The sequence below is a fragment of the Altericroceibacterium endophyticum genome (assembly GCF_009827595.1).
GTDB lineage: Bacteria > Pseudomonadota > Alphaproteobacteria > Sphingomonadales > Sphingomonadaceae > Altericroceibacterium > Altericroceibacterium endophyticum.
The window spans coordinates 258893-283459 of record NZ_WTYT01000003.1 but is presented as its reverse complement, the minus strand read 5'-3'; the positions used below and the strand labels follow the sequence as shown (position 1 = coordinate 283459).

Annotated in this window: 23 protein-coding genes; 8 read left to right on the top strand and 15 right to left on the bottom strand. The window is 59.6% G+C overall.

The window, feature by feature from the left end:
* Positions 1-30: 30 nt before the first annotated feature.
* Both GRI91_RS08425 and glpX read right to left on the bottom strand, forming a co-directional pair.
* On the bottom strand, positions 31-966 hold the full coding sequence (locus GRI91_RS08425) for a ribose-phosphate pyrophosphokinase (protein ID WP_160736203.1): 936 nt from the start codon (positions 964-966) through the stop codon (positions 31-33).
* 160 nt (positions 967-1126) lie between these two features.
* A complete protein-coding gene (gene glpX / locus GRI91_RS08420; protein WP_160736202.1) occupies positions 1127-2107 on the bottom strand; it encodes a class II fructose-bisphosphatase in 981 nt (326 codons plus the stop codon).
* A 121-nt stretch (positions 2108-2228) separates the two neighbouring features.
* Here glpX and GRI91_RS08415 point away from each other — a divergent pair, with 121 nt between their 5' ends.
* Positions 2229-2627, top strand: coding sequence for a hypothetical protein (locus tag GRI91_RS08415; protein WP_160736201.1), 399 nt, complete (start codon positions 2229-2231; stop codon positions 2625-2627).
* Positions 2628-2645: 18 nt separating this feature from the next.
* Here GRI91_RS08415 and GRI91_RS08410 read toward each other — a convergent pair whose 3' ends face one another.
* Both GRI91_RS08410 and GRI91_RS08405 read right to left on the bottom strand, forming a co-directional pair.
* Positions 2646-3953, bottom strand: a complete 1308-nt coding sequence (locus GRI91_RS08410; protein WP_160736200.1) for a homoserine dehydrogenase — start codon at positions 3951-3953, stop codon at positions 2646-2648.
* A gap of 76 nt (positions 3954-4029) precedes the next feature.
* Positions 4030-4905 carry a hypothetical protein gene (locus GRI91_RS08405; protein ID WP_237437748.1) on the bottom strand — a complete coding sequence of 292 codons (876 nt, stop codon included), beginning with the start codon at positions 4903-4905 and terminating at the stop codon, positions 4030-4032.
* A gap of 346 nt (positions 4906-5251) precedes the next feature.
* Here GRI91_RS08405 and GRI91_RS08400 point away from each other — a divergent pair, with 346 nt between their 5' ends.
* The 6 genes from GRI91_RS08400 (at position 5252) to GRI91_RS08375 (ending at position 9068) form a co-directional block, all read left to right on the top strand.
* Entirely contained in the window at positions 5252-5926 is a 675-nt protein-coding gene (locus GRI91_RS08400; RefSeq protein WP_160736199.1) for an energy transducer TonB, read from the top strand.
* 84 nt (positions 5927-6010) lie between these two features.
* Positions 6011-6799, top strand: coding sequence for a MotA/TolQ/ExbB proton channel family protein (locus tag GRI91_RS08395; RefSeq protein ID WP_160736198.1), 789 nt, complete (start codon positions 6011-6013; stop codon positions 6797-6799).
* A gap of 97 nt (positions 6800-6896) precedes the next feature.
* Positions 6897-7430, top strand: a complete 534-nt coding sequence (locus tag GRI91_RS08390; RefSeq protein ID WP_202385529.1) for an ExbD/TolR family protein — start codon at positions 6897-6899, stop codon at positions 7428-7430.
* Positions 7431-7459: 29 nt separating this feature from the next.
* Positions 7460-7894: an ExbD/TolR family protein gene (locus GRI91_RS08385; RefSeq protein ID WP_160736197.1), complete on the top strand. Its 435-nt coding sequence runs from the start codon at positions 7460-7462 to the stop codon at positions 7892-7894.
* Between the two features lie 18 nt (positions 7895-7912).
* Positions 7913-8413 carry a GNAT family N-acetyltransferase gene (locus tag GRI91_RS08380; RefSeq protein ID WP_237437747.1) on the top strand — a complete coding sequence of 167 codons (501 nt, stop codon included), beginning with the start codon at positions 7913-7915 and terminating at the stop codon, positions 8411-8413.
* Positions 8406-9068, top strand: coding sequence for an HAD-IA family hydrolase (locus GRI91_RS08375; RefSeq protein WP_160736196.1), 663 nt, complete (start codon positions 8406-8408; stop codon positions 9066-9068). Before GRI91_RS08380 ends, GRI91_RS08375 begins: the two co-directional genes overlap by 8 nt.
* Here the strand turns inward: GRI91_RS08375 and GRI91_RS08370 are convergent.
* From GRI91_RS08370 to GRI91_RS08335, 8 genes are all read right to left on the bottom strand, one after another.
* Complete coding sequence (locus GRI91_RS08370) at positions 9065-11509, bottom strand: ligase-associated DNA damage response DEXH box helicase (protein ID WP_160736195.1); 2445 nt, start codon at positions 11507-11509, stop codon at positions 9065-9067. The two genes, GRI91_RS08375 and GRI91_RS08370, sit on opposite strands and share 4 nt — an antisense overlap.
* 185 nt (positions 11510-11694) lie before the next feature.
* Positions 11695-12285 (bottom strand): DUF1989 domain-containing protein, encoded by a 591-nt coding sequence (locus GRI91_RS08365; RefSeq protein ID WP_160736194.1) that lies wholly within the window; start codon positions 12283-12285, stop codon positions 11695-11697.
* The gene (gntA, locus tag GRI91_RS08360; protein ID WP_419866834.1) at positions 12282-12977 is read right to left on the bottom strand and encodes a guanitoxin biosynthesis heme-dependent pre-guanitoxin N-hydroxylase GntA; all 696 of its coding nucleotides are present in this window, start codon (positions 12975-12977) and stop codon (positions 12282-12284) included. Before gntA ends, GRI91_RS08365 begins: the two co-directional genes overlap by 4 nt.
* A gap of 84 nt (positions 12978-13061) precedes the next feature.
* Positions 13062-13913, bottom strand: coding sequence for a DUF2059 domain-containing protein (locus GRI91_RS08355; RefSeq protein WP_160736193.1), 852 nt, complete (start codon positions 13911-13913; stop codon positions 13062-13064).
* 26 nt (positions 13914-13939) lie between these two features.
* Positions 13940-14791: an arylamine N-acetyltransferase family protein gene (locus GRI91_RS08350; protein WP_160736192.1), complete on the bottom strand. Its 852-nt coding sequence runs from the start codon at positions 14789-14791 to the stop codon at positions 13940-13942.
* A gap of 22 nt (positions 14792-14813) precedes the next feature.
* On the bottom strand, positions 14814-16217 hold the full coding sequence (pgmG, locus tag GRI91_RS08345; RefSeq protein WP_160736191.1) for a phosphoglucomutase/phosphomannomutase PgmG: 1404 nt from the start codon (positions 16215-16217) through the stop codon (positions 14814-14816).
* Positions 16218-16234: 17 nt separating this feature from the next.
* Positions 16235-16519 (bottom strand): molecular chaperone DnaJ, encoded by a 285-nt coding sequence (locus GRI91_RS08340; RefSeq protein WP_337190340.1) that lies wholly within the window; start codon positions 16517-16519, stop codon positions 16235-16237.
* A gap of 4 nt (positions 16520-16523) precedes the next feature.
* Entirely contained in the window at positions 16524-17333 is an 810-nt protein-coding gene (locus GRI91_RS08335) for a division plane positioning ATPase MipZ (RefSeq protein ID WP_160736190.1), read from the bottom strand.
* Between the two features lie 76 nt (positions 17334-17409).
* Here GRI91_RS08335 and panC point away from each other — a divergent pair, with 76 nt between their 5' ends.
* Positions 17410-18273, top strand: a complete 864-nt coding sequence (panC, locus tag GRI91_RS08330; RefSeq protein ID WP_160736385.1) for a pantoate--beta-alanine ligase — start codon at positions 17410-17412, stop codon at positions 18271-18273.
* 141 nt (positions 18274-18414) lie between these two features.
* On the opposite strand, the gene GRI91_RS08325 is transcribed toward panC, so the two are convergent.
* From GRI91_RS08325 to GRI91_RS08315, 3 genes are all read right to left on the bottom strand, one after another.
* Complete coding sequence (locus GRI91_RS08325; RefSeq protein WP_237437746.1) at positions 18415-19614, bottom strand: alpha/beta hydrolase; 1200 nt, start codon at positions 19612-19614, stop codon at positions 18415-18417.
* Between the two features lie 79 nt (positions 19615-19693).
* On the bottom strand, positions 19694-22828 hold the full coding sequence (locus GRI91_RS08320; protein WP_160736189.1) for a TonB-dependent receptor domain-containing protein: 3135 nt from the start codon (positions 22826-22828) through the stop codon (positions 19694-19696).
* 280 nt (positions 22829-23108) lie between these two features.
* Positions 23109-24560 (bottom strand): carotenoid oxygenase family protein, encoded by a 1452-nt coding sequence (locus tag GRI91_RS08315; protein WP_160736188.1) that lies wholly within the window; start codon positions 24558-24560, stop codon positions 23109-23111.
* Positions 24561-24567: the final 7 nt, after the last annotated feature.

Below are 24567 nucleotides of genomic sequence, written 5' to 3'. Positions count from 1 at the left end.
CTCAGGGCTAACGGTTCCGGCGCCGACAGATCAATCGAACAGGCTGGAAACCGAACTTTCATCCGCAATCCGCCGCACGGCTTCGCCAATCAGCGGGGCGATGGTCAGGTTGCGGATACGGTCGCTCTGCATCGTCGCTTCGGTCGGCAGGATGGTGTCGGTAATCACCAGTTCCTTCAGCGCGGATTTGTCGATCCGGGCCACGGCGCCGCCGGACAGAACACCATGCGTGATGTAAGCTGCAACGCTCTTTGCCCCCTGATCCAGCAAGGCCTGCGCCGCATTGCACAAGGTGCCGCCCGAATCGATGATATCGTCGATCAGCACGCAGGCACGGCCCTGCACGTCACCGATAATATTCATCACTTCCGATTCGCCGGGACGTTCACGGCGCTTATCGACAATGGCCAGAGGCGCATTATCAAGTCGCTTCGCAAGGGCGCGGGCGCGCACAACGCCGCCAACATCGGGGGAAACAACCATCAGCTCTTCATCGCCATAACGCGCCTGAATATCGGCGGCCATGGTCGGCGCAGCATAGAGATTGTCGGTTGGAATATCGAAGAAGCCCTGAATCTGCCCGGCATGGAGATCAACCGACAACACGCGGTCTGCCCCAGCTTCGGTGATCAGATTGGCTACCAATTTGGCTGAAATCGGGGTGCGGGGGCCGGGTTTGCGATCCTGACGGGCATAGCCGAAATAGGGTACCACGGCGGTGATCCGGCGGGCCGAAGCGCGTCTGAGCGCATCGATGCAGATCAGCAATTCCATCAGATTGTCATTCGCCGGGAATGACGTGGACTGAATAAGGAAAACGTCTTCGCCGCGAACATTGTCGAGGATCTCTACAAAGATCTCCTCATCCGCGAAACGGCGCACGCTGGCATCAGTCAGCGGCATTTCCAGATAGGCGGCGATCGCCCGGGCGAGCGGCAAATTGGAATTGCCGGCCATGATCTTCATTGCGGAGTACCTCTTTTATCGGCGCGCGAAATGGTGCTGTCCGGCGCTCTAGCGCAGAGTCACACGAATGCAACCTGCGCCGTGGCCGGACAATGCGAAGACCGCCTTTTTGGCACGGGTGTGCCACCTGAGCTATCGGCTCCGGTGGCACCCGCTGTCTTCAGTAACGGTGTTCGCCGCGCACCCAGCGCACCGTGCCGGAGCTCGCGCGCATCACGACGCTTTCCGTCGTCATCATCTTGTTCTTGCGCTTCACGCCTTTGAGCAGCGACCCATCGGTCACGCCGGTGGCCGCGAAAATGCAATCGCCCTTGGCCAGATCATTCAGCAGATAGATCCGATCGAGATCTTCAATGCCCCATTTACGGGCCCGTTCACGCTCATCATCATTGCGGAAGATCAGCTTGCCGTTGAACTGACCGCCGATACAACGCAGGGCCGCCGCCGCCAGCACGCCTTCAGGCGCGCCGCCCGAGCCCATATAGATATCGATCGTGGTGTCTTCATCCGAAGTGGCGATCACACCGGCCACGTCACCATCTGGAATCAGGTGTATGCCGCAGCCGATCTTGCGCAATTCCTCGATCATTTCCGCGTGACGCGGGCGGTCGAGTACGCAGACGATAATATCGGCAGGCTCCACCCCTTTGGCCGCCGCGACGGATTCGACATTTTCAGTGACGCTTTTTTCCAGGCTGATCACACCTTCCGGATAGCCGGGGCCAATTGCGATCTTCTGCATATAGACATCAGGCGCGTTAAGCAGGCAGCCTTCTTCCGCTGCGGCGAGCACAGCCAGAGCATTGGGGCCGGCCTTCGCCGTGATGGTGGTGCCTTCCAGTGGGTCGAGAGCGATATCGATCTTCGGCCCCTTGCCAGGTGCACCGCCGACCTTTTCACCGATATACAGCATCGGTGCTTCATCGCGTTCGCCTTCGCCGATCACCACGGTGCCATCCATGTAAAGCTCGTCGAAGGCTTCACGCATGGCTTCTACTGCGGCGGCATCGGCTGCTTTTTCATCGCCACGCCCCACCAGTTTAGACGCCGCAATAGCGGCTGCTTCGGTAACCCGAACCATTTCGAGCACGAGCACCCGATCAAGTATATTGCTGGCTGGTGTGGAAGGCGTAGCATTCATGTCCAATTCACTCCCGAATTCATTACGGATAAGCGCTTAGGGCGGAGAATAGTCGATGTCGAGATTAACGGCCACAATTGCTTTGGTTGTTGCGCTATTACTTAGTGCACCCGCAAAAATTGTGGCTGCTGACAATACGGGCCCAACGGCCGAAGATGCACTCGCCAAGGCTCGGGAAGTTTATGGCCCGCCGCAGCTCGCCAAACCGAAATGCCCCGAGGCGCAAACACCCGGCGAACTGGTGGTCTGCGCCTTGCCGCAGGACGATTCGGATTTCAGGGTCAACCCGACCAGCACAACCGACCCGCGATCAGCGCAAGCGCTTGATGACGGGATTCCGCGCGCGCCGGACGTGGCGGGGGACGGGATTTTCAAAGGACCCGGCACCATGTCCGGGGGCTGCTTTTTGAATAAATGCCCGCCGCCGCCTGCCTATATAGTGGATTTCAGCAAGCTGCCCGAGCCACCACCGGGTTCGGATGCCGATCGCATGGCCCGCGGTGAAATACCGGGACCATAGCGATCGGTGTCATCGAGGTCAGGAGCCGAGCAGCCGCATGACCAGAGGCGGTTCGGTAATGCTGGCCGATCCTTCGAGCAGCTTCAGCGCCTCTGTAATGCAATGTTCGGGCGCCTCATGCGTGACGATGGCGACCAGCACATCATCGCCATTGGCAGGCTCACCTTTCTGGATCAGGCTTTCTATCGAAACACCGGCATCGCGCATTGCGGCCGTGATTTCGGCCAGAACACCAGGGCGATCCGCGACGATGAAGCGCAGATAGGTACGGCTGATCCGGTGGCCGGCATCAGCACGCGGCATTTCTTCCAGTTCCGCGACGGGGATCGAGAAGGGCGCGCCCAGCTCGCCGCGCGCGATATCGATAATATCGGCCATCACCGCGCTGGCGGTGGGGCCATCACCCGCACCGGCGCCCTGAAACAGCAGGCGGCCGACAAAATTGCCCTCTGCCACCACCGCATTGGTCGGGCCATCAACTGCGGCCAGCGGATGATCGAGCGGCACAAGGTAAGGCTGCACGCGCTGCAACAGGCGGGCACCTTCATCGTCATGATCAACATCGGCCATACCGATCAGGCGGATGACATAGCCCAGCGATGCGGCCTGCGCGATATCCGCCGCGCGAACACGCGTGATGCCGATCATGTCGACCGCCTGAAAATCAAGCCGCGTGCCAAAGGCGATGGATGCCAGGATCGACAATTTATGCGCTGCGTCGACGCCATCAATATCGAAACCGGGATCTGCCTCGGCATAGCCGAGGTCCTGTGCTTCCTTCAGCACATCGTCAAAGTCGCGGCCGGTATCTTCCATGGTCGAAAGCACATAATTACACGTGCCGTTGAGAATGCCGTAAATCCGCTCGATAACATTCGCGGCCGCGCCTTCGCGCATGCCCTTCACCACCGGAATGCCGCCAGCCACTGCCGCTTCATATTTGAGAGCGACGCCTTGCGCCTCCGCGCTTTGCGCCAGAGACAGGCCGTGATGCGCAATCATGGCCTTATTCGCAGTAACCAGAGACTTGCCGGATTGCAGCGTATTGCGCGCCAATGTCAGCGCAGGTCCATCCGAACCACCGACAAGCTCCACCACCACATCGACATCATCACGGGCCGCCATGGCCGTCATGTCATCTTCCCAGGCATAAGGAGACAGATCGACGCCGCGATCCTTGGTCCGGTCGCGGGCGCTGACCGCCGTAATCTGGATCGGACGCCCGGCGCGCCGTTCAATCAATGCGCCATTGGCTTCAAGAAGACGAATGACACCGGCGCCCACAGTCCCCAGGCCGGCAAGTGCGATGCGTAACGGTGTAGCCATTTTTCTCCCCTATGCTTCAACGGCGCGGGAATTAGGCGGCTGGAACCGCCTTGGCTAGGGCGATGTCATCCTTTTTTCAGCTGCTGGTGATATTTCGCGTACATTCGCCCAGATCACGCCGGACAAATTCATAATCGACCTGGGCCTGATAGCGCGGCGCCGATTCTGACTGCAAAAACGCCGATTCGGGTATCTCATCGGGCATCAGGCAGGCGATTCGGTACCATTCCATCGTGTTCGGCTCAGGCGGCTGTGCGGATTGGTCGACGATTTCACTCCATGAAACGCCCCAGCGGGGGTCCATATTCGGTCGCCGCACCACGCTGATGGAAACCGGCGCTCCGCTCTTCGTATTGAAAAATATCTGGGTTTCGGATTCTCCGGCCAGATTGCCGCGCACCGACATCACATCCTGTATTCCGGTAACGCGGGGCAAGGCATCCGGGGCGGTCATCTCACCCAGCAACTTACGCACCGTCGCTTCGAGCTCGGGTGTTGCCGGCAATTGCGCATCGGGTGTCACCAGACTGAATTGCCCCGGGCGCCCGGCCACGTTTTTGCCGAATAACAGAACGGACTGCTTCTTCACTTTCGGCGCCTTGCCATTTTCAGTGAGCGGCAAATCGACAAGATATTTGAGCTTCTCCCCCACCGCGGCAGAGCCAAAAAGAAGCGCCTGCGTATCTGCCTCAAGATAGAGGCGGACATGGCCGGGCTGCAGCCCTGCGGATCGCTCCGGCTCCACGGTCGCCTGATCAGTGATTTGCGCGCGGATCACCATGTCGGAACGATCCACCAATGTAGCCAGATCGGCAAAGGTCGGCGCATCCGCCGCAGCCTGCGCAGACGTGGAGGAAACAGGTTGGGCACTTCCCGGCATGGCGCAGCCCCCAGCAATCAATGGCGAAAGCACGAGCGCAAGATGGCGAAAGGGGGGCAGCTGCAATGTCATGCTGGAAAAGGACTCCTGATGAGAATCGACTCAATTCAAAACGTGTGATCGTCAGGTTCGCTCCCGAAAATCTCTAAAAAGTAACAATGCATTCATGTATGAATCGCAGGTTAACCGATAAAGCGTTTGCTCACGCTAACGATCATCGCTAAGACGCCGAAAAAGTGGGAAAACAAACTTTATAATTATAGTCCCACTCTCCTGATGCGCGTTTTTTCGGGTCCGAAGTTGCGCCAGAAGGTTTTGCAGGGTGGACAAGTTTCGCTAGTATCTGACAGGATAAGTTTCCCGTCAGATACAAAGCTGGGCGTTTGCCTGGCGTTGTCAAATGGAGTGATGCGACTGAATGGCATACGCTGACCAACAGATGAGCGGTTCGCGCATTGTCGCGATTATCATCGTTGTCCTCATACACGTTGCAATCGGTTACGCTCTGATCACTGGGCTTGCCTATTCGGCTGCTCAGCAGGTGATCGAACGTGTGACGACTGTGGATATCGAGGAACCACCGCCACCTCCGCCGGAGGATGAACCGCCTCCGCCGCCGCCGGAACAACCCGCGGCACCCCCACCTCCCGTGGCCCCCCCGCCTCCCATTAATGTGAGCCGGACGCCGCCTAAAATTGTGACTCAGATTGAAATTCCGCCGCCCGCGCCGCCTGCGCTGGTCGTGCCGCCGCCGGCTCCGCCTGCGCCGCCACCGCCGCCGCCTGCTCCGCGCGTGCAGCCCAAACCGCCGCAGCCGCGCAACAACCCGGGTACATGGGCAACGCCCAATGACTATCCGTCGCGTGCCCTGCGTGAGGAACGTGAAGGCGTTACCCGTTTCCGGGTCACCGTCGGCACAAACGGGCGGGTTGAAAATTGTCAGGTCGTCGGCTCGAGTGGCCATCCCGATCTTGATGAAGCAACCTGTAAGAATGTCACCCGTCGTGCACGTTTCCGTGCAGCAACGAATGGCAATGGCGATGAAGTGACCGGCACATATAGCAATGCCGTGCGCTGGGTCATTCCAGACTAAGTTTACAATTTCGCGCCTCCGCCCAGGGTGGGCGGAGGCGCTTGATCATTAAAACTGCTTTTGTCTTAGAAGAGGACTACCCGCATGCTTATCGATATCCTAGCCGCCGCCGGTGGCGAAGCGGCTCCGCAGAACAAATTCGGCTTCATGGAAGCTCTCAACCAGGGCGGTCTTATCGCCTGGTCGATTTTCACCGTGCTGGTCATCATGTCAGCCGGCTCTTTCTACATCCTGATCACCAAGCTGCTCGAGCAGAACAAGATCATGCGTCAGTACAAGGCGGTTCGTACGAGCTTCTGGCGCGCCAACACCGTCAAGGAAGGTGCGACCAAGCTCGAAAAGAACAGCGCATGGCGCCAGATCGCCGACGATGGTCTCGCTGCCGAAGCACAGCACGGCAAGATGAATGACGAACTGGAAGCCCATGACTGGCTGCACGGTTCGCTGGCTCGCTCGGAAGCAGCAGTGAATGCCAAGCTCGCCGGCGGCCTGTCCTTCCTCGCAACCGTGGGTGCTACCGCACCGTTCATCGGTCTGCTTGGTACGGTTATCGGCATCTATCGCGCCCTGATCAACATCGGCCTCGCTGGCTCCGCTTCGATCGACAAGGTCGCTGGCCCGGTTGGTGAAGCTCTGATCATGACCGCCATCGGTCTGCTCGTGGCTGTTCCTGCTGTGCTTGCCTATAACTGGCTGCAGGCTCGCAACAAGCGTATCGCCGAATTGCTGAATGGCTTCTCGACCGATCTGCTGGCCAACTTCACCTCGCATGGTGCTGTGAAGCCTGCCGTAATGACCGCAACGTCAACGCAGCAGGCTGGCAAGGCTACGAAAACCGCTCCTGCGGCAGCCAAGCCGGCGCCGAAGGCCTGATCCAGCTAACCAGGATCGTTCGGGCAGGAACGGGCTCCGGCATGCGGGCCGCCCGTTCCTCCCAAATCGCAACGAAGCTTTGAGTTAGGACTAGACCATGGCCATATCTGCAGGCGGCGGCGGCAGCGAAACCCCGATGTCAGACATCAACACCACGCCTCTCGTGGACGTGATGCTGGTGCTCCTGATCATCTTCCTTATCGCTGTTCCGGTCGCCATCCAGACTATCGAAGAACTGGAAATTCCAGTCTTCGAATCGACCGAATCCAAGGACAAGGTCGAAAATCTCCTGCTGACCGTCACGACCACCGATTCGGAAGGCCGCACTGCGGGCGATCCGGGTTATACGGGTGCAGCACGCGACGGCGAATGCCGGGTGTATTTCAACAATATCACCCCGGTCACATCGCAGGAACTTTATGACAAGGCGTTCGAACGTCTCGACAATGTCGTGCAGCGTGAAGGCGGCATCGAAGCGATCATGCAGGATCCCGAAAAGATCCCGCAGGTTCACATCCGCGGGGATGTCGATGCACCCTGGCGCTGTGTCGCGGGTACGATCTTCAACGTCCAGGCAGCCGGTTATCCGACCATCGGGTTCATTTCGAATCCGGTCGATCCGAACGCTTGATCCGCACGATACTCAAGGAGTAACACTCTATGGCAATGTCAGGCGGCAAAGATGATGGTTCGCCGATGATGGAAATGAACACGACGCCGTTGATCGACGTCATGCTCGTTCTCCTCATCATGTTCATCATCACCATTCCGGTTGCAACGCACTCGGTCGATATCGATCTGCCGACCCCTTCCCCCAATCCGACCAACGATGTCGATCCGGTGAAGAACAAGATCGTATTGACTCAGAATGGCGAAATTCTGTGGAATGGCGAAGCCATCAATCAGAACCAGCTGGTTGCGAATCTTCAGCAGACGCTGACCTTCGCAGTTGAGCCGGAACTGCAATTCGAACCAGAACCTGTCGCGAGCTATGACCTCTCGGCAAAGGTTCTCAACATCATCAAGGGGTCCGGCGTGACCAAATTTGGTTTTGTCGGAAACGAACAATATCGCACCTTCGGCAAGGCCGGATAAAGCGATCATCTCCGATGAATGGCAAAGGGGTGGAGGTTTCTCCGCCCCTTTTCTTTTGCCCTCGTCCGGCGCGGTGGTTATCCTATCCGCATGTTGCCCTCCGCCTATCTTCTCCGCCGCGCAATCCCCGAAGTGGAGGACTATCTTCGCTTGCGGCGCGATTCGGGCCTGACCCCGCATAGCCGGGCTGCGGCACAGATCGGCCTGCCCAATTCCTTCCTAAGCGTATCGGTGCTGCTCGATGAAGATATGGTCGGCATGGGCCGGGTCATCGGCGATGGCGGCCTGTTCTTCCAGATCGTCGATATCGCCGTCCTGCCTGCGCATCAGGGCAAGGGACTGGGCAAGGCAATCATGGCCACGCTGATGGATGATCTGCGCAGCCGAATCACCGACAGGGCCTATGTCAGCCTGATCGCCGATGGACAGGCGCATGAACTCTACACCCAATATGGTTTCGAACCCGTCGCACCGCGCTCCATCGGCATGGCTCAATTTCTCGACCCGGCACGTGGCTGAAGGCCTGCCTGAGAAGCGGACTATCCTGTTCGATGTTGATGGCGTGCTGATCCATGGCTGGCACGCCAAGGAGGAGAAACGCCGTCGCTGGGATGAAAATCTCCAGACGGATCTCGGTATTGATCCCGCTGAATTTACCGCGACCTTCTTCCCTGACATATTCCCTAACCAAGTGCTGACTGGCCGCATCTCACTGATTTCCGCGCTTGAAATATGGTTGAGCGAGCGGAGCTATGACGTGTCACCCATGGCTCTCATCTCCTATTGGTTCGCTCAGGACGCTGTAGTGAACAGGGAAATGCTCCCTATACTTGAAGCACTGTCTGAACATGGCGCCGTCCGGCTGTGCCTCGCTACCAATCAGGAGCATTTACGGGCGGCCCATCTCTGGCAGCAGGTGGGTTTCAGCAGCTATTTCGACGACATGTTTCATGCGGCGCGGCTTGGTGCGATCAAGCCCGATCCTGCCTTCTTTCATGCGGTCGACAAACGGCTCGGTCGTCAAATCACCCCTCCGCTTTTGTTCGATGATAATGAGGACGTCATCGCGGCGGCCGGCCGTCATGGATGGGAAGCTATCCTCTTTGAGGACGAAACAAGCTGTAAAAACCATCCCTCTATCGCAGCTTATCTAGCCGAAATTACCCATCGCTAAATCCCCGCATCAGGCTGCATTGCCGCGCCAGCGAGACTGTCTGCCTCAAACAGCAATTCATCATCGACCGAACCTTGCGGCAGGCTTTCGCGGCCGATCATCACCATGACGGGCACGGCCAGCGGGCTAACCCGCTCAAGCTTCACATGCTGGAGATTGTCGGCCGCGCCATCGAGCAGATCGCCGAGGCGCCCGATATCGGTCATCCGCGCGCGGGCATCGGCCCAGGCGGCTTCGATCAGCACGTGGTCCGGTTCATATTTTCGCAGCACGTCATAGATCAGATCGGTCGAGAAGGTGACTTGCCGCCCGGTCTTGCGCTTGCCCGGATGTTGCCGCTCCACCAATCCTGAGATCACCGCAACTTCCCGAAAAGCCCGGCGCAGCAGATAGGAATCCTGCACCCAATCGACGAATTCATGCGCCAGAATATCGGGAGAGAGCAGCGGTGCGGGGTCGTCCACCGGTTTCAGACCCCAGACGGCGAGCGAATAATCATTGGCGACGAAGCCGCCCGGCGCGAGGCCGCGATCCTCCATCCTTTTCGTGATCAACATGCCGAGCGACTGGTTCGCATTCCAGCCGGTGAACGTGTAATAAACCGTATATTCGCGTTGCGCATGGGGGAAGCTTTCCACCAGCAGCCTGTCCGGCCCCGGCATGGCGGAGCGCCAGTCCTGCATTTCCAGCCATTCGCGCACGTCATCGGGAAAACGCGCCCAGCCCACCCGATCGACCAACATCGCCTGCACCCGGTCCGCCAGATGGGTGGTCAGCGGCAAGCGCTGTCCCCCATAGCTCGGGATCATGGCGGATTTCTTGGCCGCGCGGACGATGACATCCATATCTTTCAGAGATTCGACTTCCAGGCTCATCCCGGCGAAGGAAAATGTGTCACCCGGCGACAGCGACGCAGCGAAGCGTTCCTCTACCTTGCCCAGCGAACGGCCATTCCGAAACCGCACCGTCAACATTTCCGAATCGACAATGATGCCCGCATTCATGCGGTGACGCTGAGCATGATCAGGATGCGTCAGCCGCCAAATGCCGGCCTTGTCGCGCACAATCCGGCGAAAGCGGTCATAGGCTTCGAGCGAGTACCCCCCGGTTGCCACAAATTGCAGCACGCGCTCCCATGCGGCCTCATCCAGATCGACATAGGATAGGGATGAACGCACTTCTGTCAGGAGCTCCATTTCCTGAAACGGCGCCGCGCAGGCGCAAGCCATCACATGCTGCGCCAGCACATCGAGCCCGCCGGGGCGAAAGCTCTCACCATCGCGCTGCCCCTCATCCACCGCATCCTTGGCTGCCGTGGCTTCCAGAAATTCGAAGCGGTTGCCCGGCACCAGCAGCGCCCGGCTCGGGCTGTCGAGCCGGTGATTGGCCCGCCCGATCCGCTGCAGAAGGCGCGAGGAGCCCTTGGGCGCTCCCATCTGCACCACGCAGTCGATATCCCCCCAATCGACGCCCAGATCGAGACTGGCGGTCGCCACGAGGGCACGCAGCTCCCCCCGAGCCATCGCGCCTTCCACCTTGCGCCGCGCCTCCCGCGACAGCGAGCCATGGTGGATGCCAATGGGCAGCGTATCGTCATTCACATCCCACAATTTCTGGAAGATATATTCGGCCAGAAAGCGCGTGTTGGTGAAGATCAGCGTGGTTCGGTTGCGGCAGATTTCCTCATAAAGCTGCGGAATTGCCCAGATCGCGGCATGGCCGCCCCAGGGGACGCGTTCTTCCTGTGGCAGGAGGATTTCAACCTCGGCCGGGGCGCCTGCCTCCCCTTCGACCAGATCCACCGCATCCACGTCTCCCCAAGGCGCCAGCCAGGCGCGGAAGGCTTCCGGATCAGCCAGCGTGGCGGAGAGCGCCACACGGCGCATGTCGGGCGCGATTTTCTGCAGGCGGGACAGCGACAGTGCCAGCAGATCGCCGCGCTTGCCGGTGGCGAAGGCATGGATCTCGTCGATCACGATCCGTTTCAGATCTTTGAAGAGCTCAAAACTGTCAGGATAGGACAGCAGCAGCGAGAGCGATTCAGGCGTGGTCAGCAGGACATGGGGCGGCTTGCTGCGCTGGCGTTTCTTGCGGTCGGAGGGCGTATCACCGCTGCGGGTCTCGATCCTGAGCGGGAGGCCCATTTCCTCCACCGGCGTCACCAGATTGCGCTGCACATCATGCGCCAGCGCTTTCAGCGGTGAGACATAGAGCGTGTGCAACCCCTCGGGTGGCCCGGCCTCCCCGAATTGCGAGGGGCAGAAGGCCGCCAGTGTGGGGAGGAAACCCGCCAGCGTCTTGCCCGCCCCGGTATCGGCGACCAGCAGAGCGTGCTTATCGGCCAGCGCCGAATCGAGCATCGCCATCTGGTGCCGACGCGGCCGCCAGCCACGCCCCGCAAACCATTCTGCAATTTCTGGCGGGAGAGGTGATTCGTTCATCCGGCCGGCTCGCTTGCTGAATGGGATGGAACGGAAGTGACAGTCTTAAACAGCGCAAATCCGCCGATTTCTGCACAGAGCGTCACGCTCCCCGCCCTGTCCCGGCAGGCCCGGATCATTGATGAAAGAACGGAAACGCGCATGCGGGGAATCTAGGCCCCGGCCATAGGCGTAGGAAAGCGCAATCAGCCCTCTATCCGGTAATGAATCGGGCGGAAACTGCCGCCATTGGAATCATAGGCCGAACAGGCGGTAAGCCCGATGACCAGATCGCATTCCGCACGCAGCCGCAGGAAGTCGCCCGGACTGGTCGTGGGCGGCAGCACTTCCAGTTTCCCACTCGCGCCATCCACCGGCACATTCATGAAGACGTTGAAGGCCGTGGGGATGGCATCGGGCTCCACGCCATAGGGCGCCAATGCCTCCGCCAGATTGCCGAAGCAGCCGCGATGGACGGGCTTGTCCTTGTAGAAATGGCGGAACGTCGCTTCACTGCACGGGGTGAGCAGGAAATCATGCCGCCCGACGCTGTCCTCGATGATCGTCAGCATCGGGTTCGAACGATTGGACCACAGCACATTGCCGGTGGTGAGGCTGATAGTCTCCTCATAATCGAAGGTTCGCCCGTTGGAGATCACCTCGCGCACATCATCGGCGGCATAGGCCAGCAGATCACTCACCTGCATACCCTCGGGATCGATCACCTGAAGCACCTGGCCTTTGGCAAGGCGAAATGCAGCGCCGCTGCGCGGAGGAATCTCGGTAATTTCGCTCATGCCTTGTCATTACCCAATGTGGTGTCGCGGGGATCATGGAAGGGGCAGGCCCAGCCATCCTCCACCGCGCGCCCGCTATATTGCCGCGCCTCGCTCGCTTCGCCGTGGCGCGCCAGCATCGGATTGAGGCTGCCGGCCAGATCAAAATCGCGGGCAAGGATCGTTTCCCGCATACGCTCATAGCGGTTCTGATCACGCAAACGCTCGAACTGGTCATGCAAATTGAAGACCATGACCGGATGGGCGAAACGGCGTGCTGGCCGTGAAGCCTGGGGATGCAACCCCACAACGAAAAAGGCCTCGCCGCCGAAACTCAGCGAAAAATGCGGCTCGGCCGGGTCGGCGCTGACGGTGGTGTTGTAAGGCTGGCCGCGCCAGTGGTCCTTGTCCGCAAAAGACTGGATTCGTGTCCACATCGCGCTTTCAAATGCACCTTCGTCCAGATCATCCGGGCCGTCAAAGATGAAAGCAAGGCTGCGCAGCCCCGCCGGATCTTGGCGATAGGCGCGAGACCAGTCGAGCAAGTGCTGATGGATGCGCACATCATCCCAACCGCTGGTCAGTCTGTGACAGGCCACGACTTTCAGCGTGCCCCGCGCCATGGCCGATTTGGCTCCGACGCAGGGGAAACCCTTTTCTGCGATCATCGCAAAGAGCTCTTCCCCCGCCTCATCATCCTGTTTCTGGTCAATCACCACCGCCCCTCCCTTAAACAACCCCTTGAAAACGCGGAGTTAAGCGGATCGTTCCGGGCAGGTCAGCGCGTTCAGGAAAATTCAGAATTTGGGCTTGTCGGGCGCTTCCTCCGGCATGGTCGCAGCAAGATCTTCAGCCGTAATGCCAATCAATTCCGCCAGCTCGGCCTGCTCTTCCGCATCCAGATCGGCCAGACCGCGTGGATCATCCAGACCAGCCAGGGCCTCCGCTATATTCGCCGACATTTTCGGCATGGCCTTGATGATCATCGGCATGACCTTGGTCGTCGCCGCCATGATCTGTGGGTCGGTGTAAAGTGGCAGGGTTTCGGCAGCAAAATGCGCGCCGCTGGGCGTGGCAAAGAAGGCGTTGATATCAGCCAGTTCCTGCGCGCTGAAGCGGACGGCATAGGCGCGCGTCAGCCCTTCACGCAGAGCAGGCTCCAGCACTCCGGTCATTTCGGTGACTTGTTCCACCATCACCGCCATTGCCCGTTCGCCGCGCTCGGCAAAGTAGGGATCGATTATCTGCATGACCGCCCGTTTGCTTTCTTCATCCAGCGCCGCGATACGCTCCGTCGGCTGGCCGAGCTTGCGCGCCAGCAAAGCATCCGGAATGCCTCCGCCAAGACCGAGCATCCGGTTGAAGATGTCGCTCATGGTGGTGCCGACGATTTCGCCATAGATTCCCTCTGGCACAATCAGAGCCACGGCTTTTTCCGCTTCGGGCAGACGGGCCTCCTGCTCGGCAGTGAGCGGATCGGCAGTGAAGAGGTCGTCCATCATCGCCTGCATCTCCGTCATCTCCGCATCCGCGGTGTTCTGAGATGACGAGGGAGTCGATTCCTGGGCGGAGGCTTGCACGGGCGCGGCCAGCCCGAAAGCGAGCGCGGCCAGAGCCGTGGCGGGATAGCTGGAAATGCGAAGTTTCATGATCTCTCTCTGGTGGTTCCTCGTGATCATTCCTGCCTGAAGAGCGGCAGTGATCTGATTTCCTGTTCGTTCAAATCAAGTTTGAACAGCGTCTGCAGCACATCGCGATATTCCGCGGCATCGCCGATTTCGCGCCGTTCGCTGTGTCCATCGCTGTGGCGGGTAAAGATGCGGTCTGTCAGCGAGGCAAAACCATCTGGCAGCGCGATACTGACCACTTGCAGTGTCGTAAAACGCGTGTCCGGCCGCGTAGCTGTCCAGTGATTGGCTTGCTCCAGATCGGCTGCCGCCACGGGGGCGAGGTCGAATGTATATTGCGCCTGCCACCCTTCATGCGGTGCCGGGCGCCCGTCAGTGGCCGCCACGGGCCCGGCACGCTCCAGCAACCATTCCCCGTTCAGACCGCCGCCCTGTTTGCGCAGGCGATGGGCGGCACCGTCATTGCTGGGAATTTCCGACCCCTCTGTCAGCGGAATAGGCGGCAGGAAGCTGCCCCCGAAACCGCCATCGACAATCCATTCTCGCCCGCCAATATCCGCCAACAGCAGCACGTGGCTGCGCACCGGCACCGGATCATCCGCGCCCAGCCCCAGCCGCACACGGCCCAGCAGGGGGCGATTGGCAATGCTCATATCGTGCAGCATGTCAGACAGCAGACGGTTCTGTTCGAAACAATATCCGCCACGCCGCTGACCGGTGAATTTGGCAAACACGGCGTCGCTGCCGATCGCGATGCCGCGGCCCAGCAATATATCGAGATTTTCGAACGGGATCGCCTGCCGGTGCGCCTCCACCAGCCGCGTTATACCTACCGGATCGGATGACGGCACATGGCCCAATCCGATCCGGCGGCAATAGGTTTCCAGTCTTTCACTCATTCCGGCGATGCCAGTGCTGAAATCAATGGCCAGCCTGCGGTCCGCGTTCGAGGCCGGAAAGCCGCAACTGCTCATCAATCTGCGCCATCAGGCGGTCGAGCCCTTCCTGCGTGTCGCTTTCGGCGCGGGCCACCAGCACATCCTGCGTGTTGGAGGCGCGCAGCAGCCACCAGCCATCCTGATTGGTAACGCGCACCCCATCGGTGCCGTTCACATCATCAGGGCTATCCGCCAGACGCTCCTTCACTTCGTCGATCGCGGCGAATTTGCGGCTTTCATCGACCTGGAAGCGCATTTCAGGGGTGTTGAGCATATTGGGCATCTCGCCGCGCAATTGCGTGACCGATTTGCCCAGCCGCGCGGAAGCGGCAAGCAGGCGCAAACCGGCATAGAGCGCATCGTCATAGCCGTAATAGTCATCGGCAAAGAAGACATGGCCGCTCATTTCGCCTGCCAGCGGTGCGCCGGTTTCCTTCATCTTGGATTTGATCAGGCTGTGCCCGGTCTTCCACATCACCCCGTTTCCGCCGCAAGCGGCGACATGATCGAACAAGGCGCGAGAGGCCTTCACATCGGCAATGATCGTCGCGCCCTTGCGCCGATTGAGCAGATCCTCGGCATAAATCATCAGCAGCTGATCGCCCCAGATGATCCGCCCTTCCCCGTCAATTGCGCCGATCCGGTCGCCATCGCCGTCGAACGCAATACCAAGGTTAAGATGTTGTACAGATACAATGTTTTGCAGGTCGTTAAGGTTTTCGGGGACAGTAGGGTCAGGATGATGATTCGGAAAATTCCCGTCGACCTCCGCGAAGAGGACATGATGCTCACCTGGGAGCCGAGCGACGAGCTTTTCGAGCGCTGGCCCGGCAGCACCGTTTCCGGCGTCCCATGCGACCTTGATTCCGCTCAGTTGCTCCACCGGGATTCCATCGAGTGCGGTGAGGAGCCGATCGATATAGGCATCCATGATGTCACGGGTTTCGACAGTCCCGGTTCCGTTGGACCAGTTCCCCGTTTCAGCAAGCTCACCGATTTTGAGGATATCAGCCCCGAAGAACGGCCGCCCCTGAAATACCATTTTGAAGCCATTGTAATTGGCGGGATTGTGGCTGCCTGTTATCTGAATGCCGCCATCTACATCCTCAGCTGACGCCTCGGCGTAATACAGCATCGGCGTTGGCCCCATGCCCACGCGCACGACATCGCAGCCGCCCGACGTCAGCCCTTCGATCAGGGCATGTTCGAGCACGGGTGAACTCACACGCCCGTCATAACCAACCGCGACCTTCGATCCGCCCGCCTCGCGCAGCAGGGTGGCAAAGCCGCGTCCGATCGCCCGGGCATCGTCCGGCCCCAACGTTTCACCAATAATTCCGCGAATGTCATATTCACGCAGCACGGTGGAATCGAATTGATGAGACATGATGTTCCTCGCTGTCACTACTTGTTTCTATCCATACGCTCGAGCAGCAGATCACGTGCCGCATTCACTGCAATAACATCCTCATGCCGCCCACCCCGATCGGGATGAACTGCGGTGAGGCGTTTGCGATGTGCGTCGATAATGTCTTCGCGCGAGGCATCAGGCCCGAGGCCGAGCAGACGGCGCGCCTGTTTTTCCAGATCTTCGCGCGTGGGGCGGAGCAAACCCTCCCACGGCCAGCGCCCGGTGAGCATTTTCCAGATGAGCACGCCCAGCGCCGCGAGGAGGAGAAATTTGCTCACCGCGTCAGGCCGTTTCGGCTTTGCGGCGGTCAGGCATGGGCAGATTGAGACCGGAGACCAGACCGCGCAATTCCTGACGCGCGACCAGATGGCTGGTGCCCAGATCGCCCAGATGCCCCTTGTCGAGCAGCGTCAGGCCGGAAGGGAACAATTCGCGGTAGATCACGCGTTCGGACATGCCGCGCGCCACCCGGAACCCCACTCGTTTGGAGAGTTCATGCAGCGCCTGATCGATCCGTTTCTGGTTGCGCGCCTCGATATGCTGGGTCCGGTTGCGCACCACCACCCAGTCCATTTCGCGGCGCTGGTCACGCAATTGGCTCATCGCCCGCTTCTTGCGCGTTTCCCAGATCAGTTCGGCATAGAAGCTGAGCCGTTTGACCTTGAAATTCTCCGCATCGACCTGACCGATCAGGTCGAAATCGACGAAGGAATCATTCAGCGGCGTCACCAGCGTATCGGCTTCGGTCGCCACGTGGCGGGCCAGCACATCGTCACGCCCCGGCGTATCGAAAATGATGAAATCGGCCCCTTCGCTCAGCCGTTCGATCTGGGCATCGAGCGCGGCGGTCTCGTCCCCCTCAAACACGTCGAATGTCGCCGTGGGCAGGTCGATATCGCGCCGTTTGGCCGTCTCCGCGCGGTTTTCCAGATAGCGGAACAACGTGCGTTGACGCGGATCAAGGTCGATCGCAGCCACTTTGACGCCGTGATAGGCCAGTGCCACGGCAACATGCACTGCGGTGGTGGATTTACCCGTCCCGCCTTTTTCATTGGCGAAGACTATCCGGTGGGGGGCTGCTGTCTCAGACACGAATGCTGGCTCTTTCTCTCAACAGGGCACCCGTATAGGGCATTTGACCATAAGCCTTATCGAAGCGGAGAATCCGGTGCAAATTATCAATCAGCTTGATCCCCTGCGCAATGCCGTTTCGGCGCTGCGCGAAAGCGGCACTATCGCGCTCGTCCCGACCATGGGCGCGCTGCATGACGGACATATGGCATTGATCCGCGCTGCGGGCGAGCGGGCCGACCATGTCGTGGCATCCATCTTCGTCAATCCCACGCAATTCGGCCCGAATGAAGATCTGGATTCCTATCCCCGGCAATTGGAAGACGATGCCCGCATGCTGCAGCAGGCCGGCACGGCCCTGCTTTGGGCACCGGATGTGGAGCAAATGTACCCGCAAGGTTTCGCCACCAGCATTTCCGTGTCCGGCGTGTCGGAAGGATTCTGCGGCGCAGCGCGGCCGGGACATTTTGATGGGGTGGCAACGGTGGTGGCCAAATTGTTCAATCAGGTCCGGCCCGATCTGGCGCTGTTCGGGGAGAAGGACTGGCAGCAACTGGCCGTCATCCGCCGCATGGCGCGCGATCTGGACCTGACGCAGCCCCGCGCCGACGCGATTCTGGGTGTGCCGATCGTGCGTGAAGAGGATGGCCTGGCGATGAGCAGCCGCAATCGCTACCTTTCCGCCGAAAACCGCCGCCGTGCCGCCAGTTTGCCGCGCGCGATGAAACAGGCGATTCACAAGATCGACGGCGGCGATGATGTGGACAATGCGCTGACCACGCTTGAGGAAACGCTGCTGAGCGCGGGCTTTTCCGCGGTAGATTACGCCCAGCTCGCCGATGCCGCCTCCTTAGCGCCGCTTAGCGAAATGGGTACGCAGCCCGCCCGCCTGCTGGTGGCGGCACGGATCGGCGGGACACGGCTGATCGACAATATGCCGGTTCTTCCCACCACCGAATAAACGCGCAACGGCCAATGGATGCGCAAAATCCCTGGGAGTGCCGGCCCCGGCCAAGGTGGTGAGATGCCGGGGCCGGCAGAATGCGCGGCGGCGAGAGGATACTGGCCCAACCGCCACGCATTCCAACCGTGACATCGTGCCTTATTGAAACAGGCGCGGTGCAAAATCTGCGAAATAGCGCCGCCAGTTGATCCAGGTGTGGCCGCCTTCGCTTTCATTATAAATATGGTCGATTCCATATTTCTCGAAGATACCGCGGGTCGGTGCGACGGTGCCATGGAGGAAATCGTCCTTGCCCATCGCGTAATAGACCAGCTTCAGATCCTGCGCCGCCTGCTTCAGCGCGGCATCGTTGGTCTTTTCATAATCCGCGACCTGATCGCCCGCACCCTGCATGCCAAGCCCCATCGAGAAGATCCCGATATAGTGGAACAGGTCGGGATGGGTGAGCCCGTTACGGATCGTATGCGCGCCGCCCATGGAAAGCCCTGCCATCGCCCGCGCATCGGGGTCATCGATGGTGCGAAAATGGCTGTCCACATAGGGGATGAGATCCTGAATCAGATCATTGCCGAAATCATTATTGGCCAGCAGATCGACATCGGGGCGCACCGGCGTGTGCCCATCGGGCATCACGACGATCATCTTCTTCGCCTTGCCCGCGGCAATCAGATTATCGAGGATGACATTTTCCCGGCCCACTGTGGACCAGCTGTCATCACTGTCGCCTGCACCATGGACGAGATAAAGGACCGGATAATCGGCTTCCCCATCATCATCCATATAGCCCGGCGGGGTGTAGATATGCGCCCGGCGCGGCGCACCGATCGCATCGGACCAATAGGTGATTTCACTCACCACCCCATGGGCCACATCCTTGTTCCATTGCTGGAAGGCCCCCTCCGGCCCCGGCACCTGGAACATCGAATTGATCCCCACACGCTCTTCCGAAAACATCGTGCCGAGTGGATCGGGCACGCGCGCGCCATCGACCATGAAATTGAAGCGATAGGTATCGGCGGGCACCGGCTTGGCCGTGGTGACGCTCCACAATCCGGTGTCGTCCTGCGTCATTTCCAGACCAAAAGGCGTGCCCGGCGGGAAACCCATGGGGATGATGTCGGCGATATCCGAACTCGTCACCCGCACGTCCTGCGCCTCAGGCGCACAAACGCGGAAGGTCACGCGGTGATCAGGCAGCACCTCGACCGATGTGTAATCGGGCATGGCGAACATGCCGGTCGGGCGGCAGCTTGCTCCATCGGCGGGGGTTGGCTGGGCATAGGCAGGCATCGCCAGAGCGGCGAGCGCGCCGAGAATGGAATATTTGAGCAGTTTCAAAGTGGGTCTCCCAGTCTGAAAGGGCGGGAAAGCGGGTAAATGGCCGGCGCGATCCCTCTTTCGCGCCGGCCGTCCTTCGTCAGAAGGATTTGGTGACCTGGAACTGCACATAGCGGCCATAGGCATTATGCGCGGTCAGATCGATCGAGGAGCTCGGCGTCAGGGCCGAATTCACGATCGGCGGGTCCTTGTCGAACAGATTGGTGACCGTCGCACTCAGCCGCAGCCCGTCCATGAAGCCGAAGCGGTTATCGCCGCGGTCGAAGCTGAGCGAGAGATTGAGATCGAAGGTCGTCCAGGAACCGATTTCCTGTTCCGGTTGCAGCTCACCCGCAATCGTCAGCGGCGCATCATTGGTATAGCCGCCGGTGTAATTGCCGAACAGCGTCGCCGAGAACGGGCCGGTGGCATAGGAGATATTGCCGCGACCGCGCCAGCTGATCGGGTCACCGATCGTGTCCAGCGTATCGACCGGATCATTGCCTGCGACCGTCACCGACTTGCTCGACAGGATGTGGCTGACACCCAGATTGAAGCCGAAGCGGCCGGCATCGGTGCCTGTGACATAATCGAGGCTGAGATCGATGCCGTCCTGCATGGTTTTGGCTGCGCTCAGGCCGCGCCCGTCGAGCACCACGTCGATCCCGCAATAATCGCGCGGATTGACGCCGGCATTCGCCTGATAGAGAAAGCTCGCATATTCGACGAGATTGGGGTCGAAGGTCGAGGGGTCCGAATTAACGCATGTGTCGGGATTGTTGATCGGCACGATATAGGCCGAATAGATCTCCCGGTTCTCTGCCGTTGCCAGGAACAGATTGTTGTTGGGCGCGCTGCCCAGCTTGTTGTTGTAGGAAATATTGTAATAGGTGGTGGTGAATTTGAAGCCGGGCAGCGATGTCGGCGTGAAATCCATCCCCACTTGCCAGTTCGTCCCGGTTTCCGCCTTCAGATTGGGATTGTTGCCGATATAGAGCAGTGTGTTGGCCACCCCGCCATCGTTCGGAATATCGTCGACCCCGGGCGGCAGCGTGGTGGAAAGACCGACCCCGACCGAGAAGACCCCGGCATTGAGTTCTGGCAGACCCGGCGCGCGGAACGACGTCCCCCATGATCCGCGGAAGGAGAGGCTCTGATTCACCATCCAGTTCGCGCTGATCTTGGGATTGGTGGTCGATCCGAAGTCCGAATAATGGTCATAACGCAGCGCCCCACTCAGCGTCAGTTCCTCCATCAGCGGAACGTCCATATCGTAGCCCACCAGCGGCAGATAGATTTCACCGAACACCGCATATTGTTCACGTGTTGAACGGGCATCGGCATCGGGCGTGGTCACATAACCCGGGTCAGGCGGACGGTTGGCCGCATTCTGTAGCTTCTGAATGCCATAATAATATTCGCCGCCGATCGCCGCCTTCATCGTGCCGCCCGGCAGCTGTGCCAGCGAGCCGTCGAGCTTCATCACCACGTCATGGGAGTAATTCTGCCCATATTGGGAATTGGTGCCGAGGATATAATCGAGCTGATCCTGGGTAAATTGCGTGGTCGCAAAAGGATTGACCCGCAGCGGATCACCTTCCGGACGGTCGATCAGATTCTGCAAGGCGTTCTGAAGCCCGAGGCCCAGCTGCGGCACGCTGCCGATGGGATCGTAAAGCAGATTGATCGCCGAGGCGTTGTTTTCGAGCGAGATGTAATTGCCGAGATAGCAGACGCCGCAGCTCTTGTTCTGGCCGTATGTGTAATAGGTTTCCCAGTTCCAGTCACCAAAGAGACCGGAACGCACCCCGAAAGTGTTGGTGAAGCTTTCATCCGGGTTCTGATTGCCGAAGCGCGGCGCGCCATCGGGCATCCGCGCCAGCAGATTCATCTGCACCACGAGCGGCTGTTGCACGGCAGGGAACGCGCCGGGGACCGAGGAACGCACCGTATTGGGCAGGCCATCGATATAGGCCGGGTTTTCCGGATCGATATAGACGCTGGCGCTGGTCACGGAATTGCCGGACAGATAGGTGCGCGTAAACTGTTTGGAATGGGTGTAGAAGGCCTGATCGTAGATCGTGAAATCGCCGATTTCCTGATTGAAAAACACCGCCACCTGATGACGATCGAGTTCGCCCAGATAGTCTTCGTAATCGGTGCGATCGACAAGATTGGGATAGCCGACACAGGAACCGTCATCACAATCGAGACGCACTTCGCGCAGATCGGCTGCGGTCAGAGGAGCGCCGGTCGGATTGTCGGGCACGGCATAATAGGTATAGGCGCCGCCCTGCGGGAACAGCGGATTTCGCAGCCCGTCGGCGGTAGGGATCACCACATTGCCGGCATAAGCGGCGGTTGCCGCATTATCGACCACGCGATCATCCTGCCCGCCAAAACCGCGCTGATCGGCCCGCAGCCGCGCATTGCGCCCGCGCAGATAGGGATCACGATGGAAATATTCATAGGTCGCGATGATATTGCCCGACCCCATGCCGGTATCCCATTTGGTGCCGACCGTGCCGGTGAGAGCATATTCATCATTATTATAGGCGCCGATCGTGTAGCGACCGCCCAGCTCCACGCCCTGAAAATCCTTGCGCAGAACATAGTTGATCACGCCGGCGATGGCGTCCGAACCATAAATCGCCGAAGCGCCATCGGCGATCACCTCGATCCGTTCGATCGCTGCAATCGGCACCTGATTGGCTTCGCTGAACGCCCCGGCAGTGCCGCTAGGCGTGACGCGGTGACCATCGACTAGCGTCAGCGTCGCCCCCTGCCCGACCCCGCGCAGATTGATCGCATTGCCGCGGGTCGCATTGCCTCCACCCTGCGCATTGCCGCCATTGCTGGCCGCAGTGAACGACCCGACATTCTGCACTTGCGGCAGCGTGCGCAACACATCCGCGACCGAATTCCGGCCGGTGGAAAGCACGTCTTCCCGGCTCAGGACGACCGTTTCACTGCCGACATTCTTGACGCCGGAAATATTGGTGCCGGTAACGACGATTTCCTTATAGGCGGTGGCCTCGTCAAAGGCGCTGTCGGCCTCGCGCGGCAATTGCACCGGATCGGTAACAGTCGAATCTCCATAGCCGGGCTGATCGGTCCGGTTCTCCGATTCACTGGTATCCTGTGCATGCAATGCCGGCCCGCTGGCCAGCGCTATCGCCATCACGCCCAGGCTGATTCCAAAGCGCGCAATTGTCCTGTCTTGGTATTTCTTCATATCCCCCCCACGAACCGAGTAAAACTCGTCCGTATCGGCCTGTTGCCAGCCGATATTGCTTCACCATTTTCGGAGAGGGTTGTAATTGCGGCTGCCCCACGCAGTCAGCGCGTGACAGCCTGTGTGCGCTCGTCTGCCACATGGCAACGATCCGCCTATTTCCTCTCCGAATGCCCGCATCTTTTGGCGAGTCACCAAAGAGTATAACTACAACTTTATTATTAGCGCTACAAAAATTTACCTTTCCGTGACTGCCAGGCGACAGCCAAGGAAATAAAACTCAGATTTCCGCCAGTTCGTAGGGATATTTTCCGCTGCTTATTGTTTCGGCCGGGACCCATGTTCCGTGAAAGGTCGACCGGACCCGCACTGGCAGTTTCACCGTCGCCACCGGTCCGGCAGCCAGGTTCTGCGCGTCGAGTATCACCAGATCGCTGCGCCCTTCGGAGACACGCGCCACCGGCACCAGCAGCCAGCCATCCCCTTCCGGTGAATCGGGTGTGCGAGGCACGAACTGGCATTCCTGCACCGTGTCGCCCGGCCCCGGTGAATAGGTATCGAGCGTGCCGGTTTCGAAGTCGAACCGCCCGGTGGAGCTGGAGCCGTCTTTCGAACGATAGACGATCATGAAACCATGGCGATAGGGGCGCCCCTGATACCGGTCATCGGTGCGCGGCATTTCGCAGCTGACATCCAGCAGCCGGTTCTTCTCGATAGCGCCGTCATTCGACGTCAGATCCATCGTCAGCCGGGTGAGGAAAGGCGGCACGAAGGGTGTTTCCGCGCCATCAGGCGCCGGGAAAAACGGGAAGCAATTGCCTTCATAGAAACAGACGTCGAGATGGACCTTGTCCCCCTCGCGCACCGCATTCATCATATGGCCTGCGCTCGCCGCCGGACCTTTGAACCATTTGATCCCGCTGGCATCGCCATAACGCGGCACCAGTGCGATATGGGTTTCCTCCTCGGGCCGCCACTGGAAGTAATTCCCGCCCGCTTTCACCACATCCATATCGGTGATCAGCGGGAAGAAGGGGAAAACGATCCATTCATCGGTCACCGCGAAATCATGCACGCAGCAGGGATAGGGCATTTCGAACCAGACTTCGTTCGCCTTCTTGCCGTCCTTGTCGAACAGATAGAAGCAGATGTCCTTCGACCCGTCCCCCTTCGCCTGATAGGCAAAGGCGAGCAGTTCATTGGTGATCGGATCGACCTTGGGATGCGCGGTGAAGGTCTGCGCCGTAATCTGACCGTTCATGTCGGTGCGGCCGATCGTTTCCAGCGTATCGGGATCGAGCTCGTAGGGGTGGTCGTCTTCCTTGAGCGCATAGAGATGCCCGGCATGGAACATGGCGGTGGTGTTGGCCGTGCCCATATTCGCATCGCGTGCCTCGGGCGCATTGGTGTAGCGATTGCGATATCGGCCGAACAGCGCGCGCTTGGCGTCCTTCTGCATCTTGTAACGCTCGGTCGTGACCCAGCGGCTGCGATAGGAAACCTGCCCCTGCTCGAAGCGGAACATGTGAAACATGCCCTCCCCATCGATGAAGATATCGTCGTCCCTGCCCGAAGGATATTGCCAGTCGGCCCCGTTGCGATAGAGCGTGCCTTCCAGAGCTTCAGGGATTTCCCCCTGAATGACCTCCAGCCCTTCTATCGTGCTTTCGGTCCGCATCGGCTGGCCCCAACCCTTGAACAGGGCATTCTCCGAAAAACGCACAGGTTCCATAGTCTCT